Below are 12931 nucleotides of genomic sequence, written 5' to 3'. Positions count from 1 at the left end.
ATGCCTCCTCATTTAAAATTTAATTCTTTTAAAATACTCTTTACAATTTCCATAACCTCAGCTTTAGAAATAAGCGTTTCATTGTTTGAGACTGTTTGCTGTGAACCTGAAGTCACTGCTGGTGCTTCATTTTTCATCTCCTTGATGCCAAAAGCGATCCGTTTTGTATTCAATAAATGCTCCGGACCAATATTGTCAGACGAAATATTGCTTCCGTAAGTGCCACAGCCGAGAGTCATTGATGGTGAGATACCGGTTGTCGCACCGATTCCACCAAATGTCGTTCCTGAATTTACGACAACCCGCGAGACCCTTTGTGAAAGACTAAAGCTTTCAACAACTTGTTTATCTTCACAATGAATCCCCATGGTATGCCCCAATCCACCGAGTTCTAACAATTCATTACACACTTCACTAGCCTCGGAACAGCCTTCAACCGTATAAAATGCTAGAATTGGAGAAAGCTTTTCAAGAGAAAACGGGTATGCTTTACCAACCTTGGTCTCTTCAGCCACTAGCAATCTCGTATCCTCTGAGACGAGTATTCCCGCCAATTGTGCCAAGATTTTCGGAGATTTTCCGACCATTTCCGGATTCAAACTCCCATTCTTCAAAATAATCTCTTCGATTTTTTTCTTTTCATAATCATCAAGGAAATACGCTCCTTCTTGTTCTAGAGCAGCTTTTACCTTTCGTTTAACAGAGTGGTCCACCACTAGTGCCTGTTCAGAGGCGCAGATTGTTCCATAATCAAAGATTTTACTCTGAACGATTTGACTGACCGCTTTCCCAATATTTGCACTTGAGTGGATATACACTGGTACATTCCCGGGTCCAACTCCATAGGCAGGTTTTCCTGAGCTATAGGCTGCCTTTACCATTCCCGGACCGCCCGTGGCTAAAATTAAATCAGTCAGTGTGTGATTCATGACTTCCTGGGCCGAGGCAAGCGTTGGATTTGAAATACAGGAAATGGATCCATCTGGTGCACCCGCTGCCACTGCTGCTTCCTTCATCACCTTAACCGCTGCATTCGTGCATTTTGCCGCAGAAGGATGCGGGCTAAAAACAATGGCATTTCTAGATTTCATTGCAATCAGAGCTTTAAAAATCACCGTTGATGTTGGGTTTGTTGATGGAATAATTGCCGCAATCGTGCCCACTGGTTCAGCCACTTCCCAAACCTTCTGCTCCTCGTTACGAGAAATGATTCCCACAGTTTTCTTATCTTTTATCGATTCATACACATCATTCGCTGCAAAAAGATTTTTGGCCCGCTTATCTTCGACATTCCCATACCCTGTTTCTTCCACCGCTAATGCCGCAAGCCTGCCTGATTCCCTTATGGCCGCTTGGGCCATATTGTGGACAATTTGATCCACTTGATGCTGCGTCAAACTCCCAAGCGTTTTTTGTGCTTGTCTCGCTTGCTCGAGATTTCGTCTCCCCTCCTGCATCGATTCCAGATCATGATCCAAGTACATCAATTATCGCCACCTTTCTCAGCTAGGAACCTGCTAATCTGTTTTACTAAATCCTCTTTTTTAGCCGAAGAAATTTCTTGGGGCGATAAAGGAAAACCTTCGTACGAATTAGCAAGTTCTCTTAGCTCTTGAAGACTAGTTTTAGTCCATTCCCTTGGTTTTTCTTGGTCTTTATTTTTTACTTCTTTAAGCTCTGACGGTTCCGATTTTTCCTCGGCTTTCTTTAACAGCGCCGGAAAGAGCATTTGAATGATATGGTCATCAGGTCTGGCAATGACATGAGAATGACGAAGTTGCCCAACCCTTTTGGCGGCTTCTGTCCCAACCTCGACAGCTGATTTTACGCTTGCTACATCGCCGATAATGTAAATGGTCACAATACCTGAGTCTGCTCCTTGATAGGAGACAACCCTCACATCTGCTGCTTTTGAAGCGGCATCCGCCGCAGCAATCAATGCCGGAAAGCCAATCGTTTCGATCATTCCCAGTGCATAGGCATGTTTCTGCAATCAATTCACCTCTTCACCACTTGGCTTGTTTAAAAATCTTTTCCACCAAAGGCATCTAGTTTAAAAACTTCACTTAATCATCACCAATTGCCAGGCGCAGATTAATTTTCGGAATGAGTTTATCTAATTCTCCAATACTATCAATCACGTAATGAGCACCTGCGTCTTTAAAACGCTTCGCCACAACTTCCATCATATCTGCCAATAAATCCGGGTCCATTGAATTGACTTCTTCTTCCTTCAAACCCAGTTCACTTCCGCCTTTAATCACACCAACGCTCCAAGCTCCGGCATTGACTCCTTCTTTAATGTCGCTAACCGTATCTCCAACCTTGATAATATGCTTCATTGGAAATACCCCTAAATTCATAGCATTTAAGTAACACATCCAAGGATACGGGCGCCCTGCTGGTGCATCATTAGGTGTAAACAGATAATCTGGTGCATAACCTTGTTTCTTTGCTTCCGGGGCAACAACCGCCATCATTTCCGCTGTATAACCAGTTGTCGAACCAATTTTAATTCCCTTCTGCCTTAGTTTTCCCACTAAATCCAGTGCCCCCGGGATTGGTGTGCAATAATTGCGGAGGCTTGCGAACAACATTGGTTCAAAATCGGCATATAAATCATCGACATCCTTATCCGTTGGTATTCTGCCGAATTTCGCTTTCCACAATTGGGCAATCCGGTCCATATCACACATGGCGCGAATATGATCCCATTTTAAAAGTCCCATCGGTGCCCGCGCTTCCTCGTCCGTCACTTCGATTCCTCTTTTTCTAAAAATCTCTAAAAATACATTTAATGGCGCAAAGCAGCCATAGTCCACCATTGTACCTGCCCAATCAAAAATAACTGCTTCAATCTGGGAAGATTGATTATTCAAAAGACGAACCTCCTTTGTCAACAACCAATACTACCGTTTTCGTCACTCAATTGTGCAAAAGGATATATATATTATTGGCTGGTAATTTTTTTAGTAAAAGGCAGGCATTTGAAAAAACTTTATATGTAATACCTGCCTTGTCATGGTTATAGATCGTTATGCTTGGATTGTTGTTTCTTCTTCAACACTTTCGGACACCACTTCAATTTCTTCGTGTATATGAATGCCGCGTTTTTTCAGTTCTTCAAAAATGACAGTTGGCTCAAATGCATCTTCTGGAATTAACACACCTGTTTTTTTAACCAAGCCTTTGGCAATTAACTCAGTTGCAATTGCCATTGGAATCCCGACATTTCGAGTATACGCACGTAGGTTTTCCCACCCTTTGACTGATCCATCACTTGCAGGATGCGTATGGTATAAAATATGGCGTTTCCGTATTCCAGCCTTTTTCCCAACGACTTCTATATGAAGCGAGTATCCGTACAACTCTGTTTCCTGGCCTTCTTTTGATTGAAGCAGGTACTCACCAATTACATCCATTACACCAACTTCTTGACCATTGATTTCAACCTTTGGATTGCGCATAATTCCGTAATCATAGAGGGCACGAACTAATTGCATATTCTGTTTTGGCCAGGTTCCCCGCACTTCAATCAGCTGTACCCCTTTATTCGCAAGCGCTTTTGCCAGGGTACGAGTTTCTGAATGCGGAATAATATATTGAATGGTTTCGCCATAAGGCTCTGGAAGTTGAATCTTTCTTGGTCTTGCAAAAGGAGGGACTTGAACGAATTCGCCCTTTTCAAAAACGATTCGTCCAGGAAGGTCTGGGTCGTATTCGTAGGTGGTGGTTTCGGTAATCGATTTTGAAAATGCAATGGGCCGGAAAGAGCCGTGGCTTACTCGCACTGTGTCTACCTCATCTAATTGGTTGGCAGCGTGCATCGCCATCATTTGTGTAACACCAGGGGTCATTCCAAAACCGGGAACTGCGGTTCGATTATGTTTCTTGAAGATTTCGGTAAATTCATCCTCTGCGCCAAATCCGTTTAAATTGATCCCATGGCAACCGGCTTCTGCAATACAGGCGGTAGAAAGGCCGTTTAGGGTGATCGTCGTTCCATCCATGACAATATCGTAGCCTTTCAATTGTTTGACTGTTTCCTCATGGTTAAATACATTTACCTTTACAAAATTTAAACGGGGATCATTCAATTCCTTGACTAATTCAAGGCCAAGTTCCTCATTAAAATCACCTATGGTAATGACATCAAAATCAGAATGCTCGACAAGATCTAAAACGGCTTCTCGGCAAATTCTCCCTGCTCCACCTAAACAAAACACCTTCATTTTTTCGCCTCCTTAAGATTAAAAATATTCACTCAATTCTTGAGTTGGTTTGATTGTATCACAAATACTTTGGATTGTCTTGGTTTTAATTGTTATTTTTAAAATTTTTTTGATGTATTTTACTTGGTTTTGATTTGTAGTTTCATTTGGGTTTTTTAAATAGAAAAACGGCAGTTTCTAGTAACCTAGAACCTGCCGTTTCTTTTAACCTGAACTTCGATGGTAGCCTTGTTTTTCCTCTTCTTTTTCAATCGTCATTAGATGACGGTGTTCAATTATCTGGCTTATTTTTGCCAGGATAAATGTAATTAAGACCGAAGCTAAAACCAAACCATAAAAACCAGCTCCTATGCCTATCCCAACACCGCCTGCAAAAAAGATCATTGCCGCAGATGTTAAACCCTTTACCTGTAAACCATCCTTTAATATCAAGCCAGCCCCCAAAAAGCCAAGCCCGGAAACAATCTGCGCTGTCAGTCTCATTGGATCCATACGATTATTGGGGTTAGAACTGCCAAAAACCTCCGCACTATAAATGGAAACGAGTGTAATGAGCGTGCACGAAACAGAAACATACGTAAAGGTTTTTAAACCAGCTGGCTTATTTTTGGCACTACGGTCCCAACCAATAAACATCCCAAGGAGCGCGCTAATCACTAAACGAAGATAAATCTCAATATTTTTAAAAAGATGCTCTTCGTAAAAGACTCCCAAATGCTCCATTATAATCCTCCTTTTCAGGGAGCTCGTTTGCCAATGGTTTAAAGAGTCTATTGATCATTTATTTCTTGTCGGCAACTAGCCATTTTACATGATTTTCTTTTAATAGATATTCCCATTCCTGCGGGTGTTCTTTATCTGAAATGATAATATCAATATCCTGCAAATCAGCCATCTTATAATGAGTTCGTTTCCCGACTTTGGAATGGTCAATCAGGACAATTGATTTGCTGGAATGATCAATTAACTTTCTCGTTACCATGCCTTTAGAAGAATCGAAGCTGGTAATTCCGGTTTCTTTTGTTAAACCGTCGGCTGAGATAAAATATTTATCTACATATAGATTTTCCAGCATTTCGATCGTAAAGCTCCCCGTTACACGATGATGGGTGGTGTTTATCTCTCCGCCAAGCATGATTATCTTCCCTGTGAAAATATTTTGCTGGTGCAAGTCGATTAACACCGATAGAGCTGAAATCGAGGTAGTAAAAATCGTTAAATTTCGCTTTTTACGCAAGTTTTTAACAAGCTGCAGCGGCGTGCTTCCGTCATCAATCGCAATGACGTCATTATCATTAATTAGGTTAGCTGCGTACTCTCCGATTCGTTGTTTGGCTTCAGAGTGGGTCACCTCTCTTTCTACAGTTGGAGGCTCCTCATTAAAAAAGGATATATTGATTGCCCCGCCATAAACCTTTTTTAATTTTTCTTCCTGCTGCAACTCATCTAAATATTTACGAATGGTTTCAGTTGAAACCTCTAATATTTCTGCCAGTTCATTAACTTTAACTTTCCCACTGATTTCAAGGAGTTCAAGTATTTTCCTTTTTCTTTCTTCCCCAGCTAATGACAACTCATTCACCCCACGATATAAATATCCACTATAATTTTACTATAACATTGGAAAAAGATTGAATGATTTTGATTATTTATTTGCTAAAACAAAATTATAGTGAAAAAACAGATCGATTTTGGGTGATTAATTCTTAGAAACAGCGTCGAGCCAAAAGCTGCTTTGTTCGATTGCTTGTAATAAACCCTCAATATCCTTCTGATGAACGTTTCCGATATTCCCAATCCGGAAGGTATCTAAGGCTGAAACCTTTCCAGGATAAATCACGAATCCTTTTTCTTTTAACCTTTGATAGAACACTTTAAAGTTGAACTTTTCAGACTCCGGATAATAAAAGGACGTAATGATTGGAGATTGCAATTCCCCAGGAAGGATTGGCTCAAATTGTAGCTTTTTCATTCCTTCGGAGAGAACCATTTGATTGTTCTTATATCTGCTTGCTCTTTTCTGGATTCCACCCTCAACCTCTAACTCTTTTAAGGCTTGGGCAAAGGCACGAACAACATGTGTCGGCGAAGTGAAGCGCCACTTTCCATTTTGTTCCTCCATTGTTTTCCACTGATCATATAAATCCAAAGAAACAGACCTTGCATTATGTTTACACTTTTCAAATTCGGCCTTTTTTACAATCGCAAACCCAAATCCAGGGACACCTTCAATACATTTATTAGCACTGCTGATGAGGTAATCAATATTTAACAAGGCGATATCCATTTCAACACCGCCAAAGCTGCTCATCGCATCGACAATAAACACTCGGTTGTATCGTTTAACAATTTCACTTACTTTTTCAATTGGATTCAGCATGCCTGTTGTGGTTTCGCAATGAACGATCGCTACATGTGAAATCTTCGAATCATTTTCCAGCACATTTGTTAAACGATTTAAATCAAGAGCCTCCACCTCACCGCTTTCCAAAACAACAGTATTGATCCCAAGCGTTTTAGCGATTTTAACGATTCGGCTTCCATAGACTCCGTTTGCAATCACCAATAATTTTCCGTCCCGCGGTAAAACCGTACCAATGACGGATTCTACACTAAAGGTCCCACTTCCCTGCATTAATACTGCTGAATACTGATCAATTGATTCGGTTGCAAGCCCAGCAAGCCTTTTTCGGATGTCTTGGACAATATTATTGTAGTCGTCATCCCATGTACACCAGTCTTTCATCATTGCAAGCTTTACAGTATCCGTAGTCGTTAAAGGACCCGGTGTCAGCAATAAGTATGGGTTGTTTGTGAAATCTTTTTTATTCATTTGTTAATTCTCCTTTATAAATAATATTTTGGGTAAGGGATCTTATTTACTTGCTGCTTTGGGGAGTGATGGCTTCGTTTGTTTTCTCGGCTTATCTTTTTCTTTATCACTCATGGTTTTCATAAGACTCACACAAATAAGGGACATGACACCTAGCAACATCAAATAGATTGCAGCCGGAATCCAGGAACCATGGAAAGCGGTGACCAATGATGTTGCGATCAATGGGGCGGTACCGCCAAAGATGGCTGCGCCAAGCTGATAGCCCATGGAAATACCGGTATAGCGAACTTCTGCACGAAACATTTCAGAAAACATGGTGCCTAAAACAGAGGTGATAATCGACCAGATGGCATATCCGATCATAACGGCAATGGTTAATAAGAGGATTGATTTTTTTGAAAGCAAAAAGAAGTAAGGCATGGAAAATAAAATGACACTGATTGTCCCGATCACGAATATCTTTTTCCGGCCAAATCGGTCAGACAAATGGCCCATGGTGGGAATCATGACCAAGGAAATCAGTGTGCCAATGGTTACTGCATTTAAAACAGGGCCTTCAGGCATCTTCAGTGTATTGGTCGCGTAGGAAATTCCAAAGGTTGCAAAGATATAGAAGGGTGCGGTCTCGATTGCCTTTGCGCCAGTTGTTAAAATCACTTCTTTCCAGTGATTTTTAAAGGTATCCGCAATCGGTAATTTGGAGACGTTTCCTTCATCTTTTGCTTTTTGGAAATCCGGTGTCTCTTCTAGACCATTCCTAATCCACAAACCAAGAATAACAAGTAATAGGCTCGCGACAAACGGAACTCTCCAGCCCCATGCCAGGAACTGTGCATCCGGCAGCAATCTCATTAAAGAGATGGTAGCCGTGGCTAAAATCATCCCGACGGCTGCTCCCATCATCGGAACACTGCCAGCAAACCCACGCTTCTTTTTCTCGGAATATTCCACTGCTAAAAGGACAGCGCCTCCCCATTCACCACCAACTGCAATCCCTTGGATGAGCCTCAGAGCTACAAGCAATATCGGAGCCCATGGACCTATATTTTCATAGACTGGCAATACTCCAATTAGTGCAGTGCTTATTCCCATGATCGCAAGGGTTAAAACCAAAGATTTCTTTCTTCCAAGCCGATCACCGATATGACTGAAGATTACTCCTCCAAGCGGACGGAAGAAATAAGGAATTCCAAATGATGCGAGAGCAATCAGAAGCCCTACCGCTGGATCGAAGTTTGGAAAGAAAAGTTTGTTAAACACAAGTGCAGCAACTGTTCCATAGAGAAGGTAATCGTAATATTCGATTGAACTCCCTATCAAACTAGCAACTAATGCTTTTACCCTCACCTTCTTTGAATGAACTTTTGTCGACATATACAACCTCCTGTTTTTCTGGGACTAAGCTACGTCTGCAAGCGCTTTCGTTACGTATCTTGTAAATAAGAATACCACGTTTTCAGATAATTGTGAATAGTTTTTTCGTTATTTAATTGGTTTTTATTTGTTTTACTTGGTATTTTTGCAAAAAAATAGATGTAGAGGTTCTCTACATCCACAAGATTTTTATTAACGCTGCTGCCAGGCTTGCGTTCGTTTTCTAATTTTCTTGGTAGCAAATTCATAAGCGACCCGAACGAATATATTCGTGAGAACAATGATGAAAGACATGGCAGCGGCTGGAGCGGTGTCCCCCGCATCTGTCATATTTACAATCGAGATCGATGCAAGCTTCGTATCCGCTGTGTAAAGAAAAATGACCGCAGAGATTGTAGTCATTGAGTTAACAAACAGATAAATTCCAATCTCCAAAATGGCTGGAAGCGACATGGGAACCGTTACATTGAAAAAAGTTTTATAAAACGGAATATTCATGGATTCAGAAACCGGCTCAAATTCCTTGTCTAATTTTTTCAAAGCCGTTGTTGCCGTAATGAGATTGACCGAATAAAAATGGATAATATTCGCTAGGATGATGATCATAAACGTTCCATATAGGGATTGAAACGGATTAACAATCGTCAACCCCCAAAAATTAAATTCTGGTTTATTAAAGAAAAAGATATACGCTAACCCAATAACAAGTCCAGGCAATGCTAGCGGTAAAATCGATAAAAAGTAACTTACCTGCCTCGTTACCTTCATAAACCGTGTTTTTTCAATGAGATAGGCCCCAAAGAAAATGACCATCGTACCAATAATAGCGGTAATAAGCGATACATAAAGACTGTTAAAATAAGGCTCAAGCCCATTCCCGGCGACATTTTTAAAAGTTAAATGCTCGAGCGTTAATGAAAAATTATATGGCCAGACCTTCACAAGGGAAGCAGCAATGATAGCACCGATTAAGGATAAAACACCCAAGGAAATCAAAAGGCAATATACAAAGTAAGCCCTGTCACGCCATGGATTTTTTTTAATTTTATAGGAAACGGATTTTGAAGAAAACGAAGCACTTTGTTTCCTTTGCATCATTCGGTCAGCAAGAAACGCAATCAATGCCGGTATGATTAATATAATCCCAACAGTTGACCCCATACTCAAATTCTGCTGTCCGACCACCTGCTTATAAATATCCGTTGCAAGGACGTTATATTGTGCCCCAACCACCTTTGGCGCCCCAAAATCGGTAAAGCTTAAAATAAAGGCAACAAAAAAGGCGCTGACTAAACCGTATTTGATACTAGGAATCGTGACCGTAAAAAATTTTTTCATTTTCCCAGACCCAAGCGTCTCGGCTGCCTCGTATAGTCTGTAATCTGTAACAGAAATCGCCACCATCAAAATTAAAAACGCTTGCGGGAATGTATAAATGACTTCAGAGATGACAATTCCAACAGGGCCATATAAATGGATATCAATTCCTAGAGCCGTTCCAAATATTTTTTCAAAAAATCCAAAAAAACCGGTAGTGAATACCCCTTTATTCCCAAATAAATAAATCAGCGCAATCCCGTGCATCATCGTAGGGGCAAACAAAGGAAGAAAAGCAATATATTTAAAAAATCCTTTCCAGCGGATTTGCGTCCGGGTTAATGCATAAGCATAAAAAAACGCCAGCACTACCGAGATTACTCCGGTTATAATCGAAATATATAAGGTATTGTACATAGACTGAACGAGAGATGGGGTTTGAAAATAATGGACAAAATTGACAAACCCGGCATAGGCACCGTTTTTATCCTTTAGCGCTTCAAATAATAACTGAATTAACGGCAGGACAATTCCAATAATTAGTCCTAAAAGCATCAAGACAATTAAGGATTTATGAAACCATTCCGTCTTACCGGTCTTTTGGCGGATTTTCTTTCGATGTACATTAGATTGTACCGGAACCTCTGTTGGATTTATTACCTGTTCCTCACTAATCAACTAGATCACCTCTACATTCTTTTCCACCTCTACCCGATTGCCAGATTAACGGTACCGCTTAGGCGTATGTAACGAGATGGTTTTGCGGCAGCTCGGCATTCAAAACACTTTCTTTATCAATATTTAGCTTTTTAATTACTGAGGCGGGAACATCGACGGCTAGTAAACCGTCGGCAACCTGATAGTTTGGATCGGTAATGTCCAAGAACAACCGATAAAAAGCCCCGCGAAATTCCATTGCTTTTACAATCGTTTGGATACTACTAGTTGAGACAGTTTCTGAAATTTGAATATGTTCTGGCCGAATGGCAGCGGTTGTTCCCTCATGGGCCAGCATATTGACTGTCCCGATAAAATCCGCTACAAATGGGGTTTTTGGATTTTCATAGATTTCCTGCGGTGTTCCGATTTGCTCCAATCTTGCATTGTTCATCACGACAATTTTATCCGCCATTGTCAATGCTTCGTCTTGATCATGCGTTACCATAATGGTGGTGATTCCCAGCTTTTCTTGTAATTTACGAATCTCAATTCGCAATTTTAGTCGAACCTTTGCATCAAGAGCAGATAATGGCTCATCTAAGAGCAGGAAGGTAGGTGATAACGCAAGCGCTCTTGCTAAGGCAATCCGCTGCTGCTGCCCCCCGGATAATTGCGCCGGATAACGGTCCTTAATATGCTCTAAATGAACAAGAGAAAGTGCTTCACGAACTTTTTCGTCGATTACTTTTTTCGATAACTTCTTGTTTTTTAGTCCATAGGCAATATTTTGATAGGCCGTCAAATTGGGAAATAAGGCATAGGATTGAAAAACAATCCCGAAATTTCTTTTTGACGGGGGGGATGAAGTAATATCCTTTCCTTCTAGTAAAATTTTCGAACCGAAATTTGGTTCCTCGAGGCCGGCAATGATCCGAAGCAGCGTCGTTTTCCCACAGCCGCTCGGCCCTAATAAACAGACAAATTCTTTTTTGCGAACAGAAAAATTAACATGGTCAAGCGCCACAAATTTTCCGAAGGTTTTCGTTACATTTTGAATATCCAGCAGCTGTTCCATCGAAAGTCCCCTTTCCCTATTACGTTACGTTCATATCCGAAAAGAAAACTTCGCAAAGTGTATAAATAATCCAACTTTGCAAAGTTTTCTTTGCTTTTTAAGATGGTTAAAGTTTGTTAAACGTTACTCTTCTTTTGGTTCACTTTTCGAATCATAACGTTTCGTCCATTCTGCTAAAATAGCCTCCCGCTGTTTCCCTGCCCATTGGAAGTCGTTTTTAATTAATTGTTTATCTAGTAGATCCTGAGGGTATCCTTTTGGAAGCGGGTTACCCAGGTCTTCTGAGACAACGGCAAAGTTTTTATTCACCAGCTGCAAGAAATCCTTCGTTGTTACCCAATCCATAAAGGTTTTAGCTGCCTTTTTGATTTTTGGTTTCTTGATAAGTGCCGTTGCTTCCATTTCCCAACCTGAACCTTCTTTAGGGAATACCACTTCGACTGGTGCACCTGACTCTTTTTCTTTAAAGCTTGGGTAGTCAAATGAAATTCCTATTGGAAATTCTCCCTCTCCCGCTTGTTTCGCCGGCTTGGAACCGGAATGAGTATAAATACCGATATTCTCATGGAGCTTATTCATATAATCCCAAGCTTGGTCTTCACCCATTAACTGTAATAATGCTGAGACCGTTAAGAATCCAGTACCACTTGAGGCCGGATTTGGCATGGAAATAAGCCCCTTATATTTTGGATCTAATAAATCTTGGTAGGATTGTGGAATTGGCAGGCCTTTTTTCTTTAATTCAACGGTATTAACTGCAAAAGTGGCCATATATCCATCCATTCCGACCCAGTGTACAGGATTTGCTGTATCCTTAAAGGTCGGCATAATTTGGTCGATATTTTTCGGGTTATATGCTTCTAGCAAACCAGCCTCATCGAGTGGAATTAAGCTGGTGATTCCTTGGCCCCAGACAACATCGGCAACAGGATTATCTTTTTCTGCTAACAGCTTTGCAGCAATAATACCGGTTGAGTCCCTCACCATCTTTACCTCAATATTTGGATGGACCTTGTTGAATAACTCGATATAGGCAGGAATCTGGTTATCTTCAATTGCCGTGTAAACTGTGATTTCCTCCTTTTTCCCTCCTGACGAACTTTTCGAACTGCATCCGGCAGCAAAAATGGAGATAATCAGAATTGCAGTCATAAGTAAAGCCAATTTTTTCATTGAAACAACCCCTTTTTAATTTTTATAGTTTAAAAGAGAAGTGCACCCATTATTGGGAAAATGAAGGATCTGGAAGAAATGAGTTTTTTAGATGAATAGTTTCGTGATTGGGATTCATGCAGTGGTTGGAATTACTTGATTTCTTCTGATAGACAGAGGGTGTGAGCGCTTACAAATTCCTACTAAAATCTTAACCTGGTGCGTCAAATTGCCTAACTTTTGTTAGTTGGCTAAACACGTTCATCCCTCTTTCTATTAATATAT

The 12931-nt window shown here is 40.7% G+C and carries 11 protein-coding genes; all 11 read right to left on the bottom strand.

What is annotated here, in order from left to right; genetic code table 11:
* Positions 1-8 precede the first annotated feature (8 nt).
* Positions 9-1484 (bottom strand): aldehyde dehydrogenase family protein, encoded by a 1476-nt coding sequence (locus M028_RS0125150; protein WP_035424680.1) that lies wholly within the window; start codon positions 1482-1484, stop codon positions 9-11.
* Positions 1484-1993 carry a BMC domain-containing protein gene (locus tag M028_RS0125145; protein WP_026576309.1) on the bottom strand — a complete coding sequence of 170 codons (510 nt, stop codon included), beginning with the start codon at positions 1991-1993 and terminating at the stop codon, positions 1484-1486. Before M028_RS0125145 ends, M028_RS0125150 begins: the two co-directional genes overlap by 1 nt.
* A 73-nt stretch (positions 1994-2066) precedes the next feature.
* On the bottom strand, positions 2067-2879 hold the full coding sequence (gene phnX, locus M028_RS0125140; RefSeq protein ID WP_269320957.1) for a phosphonoacetaldehyde hydrolase: 813 nt from the start codon (positions 2877-2879) through the stop codon (positions 2067-2069).
* A 156-nt stretch (positions 2880-3035) separates the two neighbouring features.
* Positions 3036-4232: a saccharopine dehydrogenase family protein gene (locus tag M028_RS0125135; protein ID WP_026576307.1), complete on the bottom strand. Its 1197-nt coding sequence runs from the start codon at positions 4230-4232 to the stop codon at positions 3036-3038.
* A 204-nt stretch (positions 4233-4436) separates the two neighbouring features.
* Positions 4437-4955 carry an MgtC/SapB family protein gene (locus tag M028_RS0125130; protein WP_026576306.1) on the bottom strand — a complete coding sequence of 173 codons (519 nt, stop codon included), beginning with the start codon at positions 4953-4955 and terminating at the stop codon, positions 4437-4439.
* Positions 4956-5013: 58 nt separating this feature from the next.
* Positions 5014-5805, bottom strand: a complete 792-nt coding sequence (locus tag M028_RS0125125) for a DeoR/GlpR family DNA-binding transcription regulator (protein WP_026576305.1) — start codon at positions 5803-5805, stop codon at positions 5014-5016.
* Between the two features lie 126 nt (positions 5806-5931).
* Complete coding sequence (phnW, locus tag M028_RS0125120) at positions 5932-7065, bottom strand: 2-aminoethylphosphonate--pyruvate transaminase (RefSeq protein WP_026576304.1); 1134 nt, start codon at positions 7063-7065, stop codon at positions 5932-5934.
* Between the two features lie 42 nt (positions 7066-7107).
* Positions 7108-8442, bottom strand: coding sequence for an MFS transporter (locus tag M028_RS31045; RefSeq protein WP_051591241.1), 1335 nt, complete (start codon positions 8440-8442; stop codon positions 7108-7110).
* Positions 8443-8634: 192 nt separating this feature from the next.
* The gene (locus M028_RS0125110) at positions 8635-10416 is read right to left on the bottom strand and encodes a putative 2-aminoethylphosphonate ABC transporter permease subunit (RefSeq protein ID WP_035424765.1); all 1782 of its coding nucleotides are present in this window, start codon (positions 10414-10416) and stop codon (positions 8635-8637) included.
* A gap of 79 nt (positions 10417-10495) precedes the next feature.
* Positions 10496-11494, bottom strand: coding sequence for an ATP-binding cassette domain-containing protein (locus M028_RS0125105; RefSeq protein ID WP_026576302.1), 999 nt, complete (start codon positions 11492-11494; stop codon positions 10496-10498).
* A 123-nt stretch (positions 11495-11617) separates the two neighbouring features.
* Positions 11618-12667 carry a putative 2-aminoethylphosphonate ABC transporter substrate-binding protein gene (locus tag M028_RS0125100; RefSeq protein WP_026576301.1) on the bottom strand — a complete coding sequence of 350 codons (1050 nt, stop codon included), beginning with the start codon at positions 12665-12667 and terminating at the stop codon, positions 11618-11620.
* Positions 12668-12931: the final 264 nt, after the last annotated feature.

This window comes from Bacillus sp. UNC438CL73TsuS30, from assembly GCF_000482325.1.
GTDB lineage: Bacteria > Bacillota > Bacilli > Bacillales > Cytobacillaceae > Neobacillus.
The sequence above is the reverse complement of the archived record's forward strand: the minus strand, read 5'-3'. Positions and strand labels throughout refer to the sequence as shown.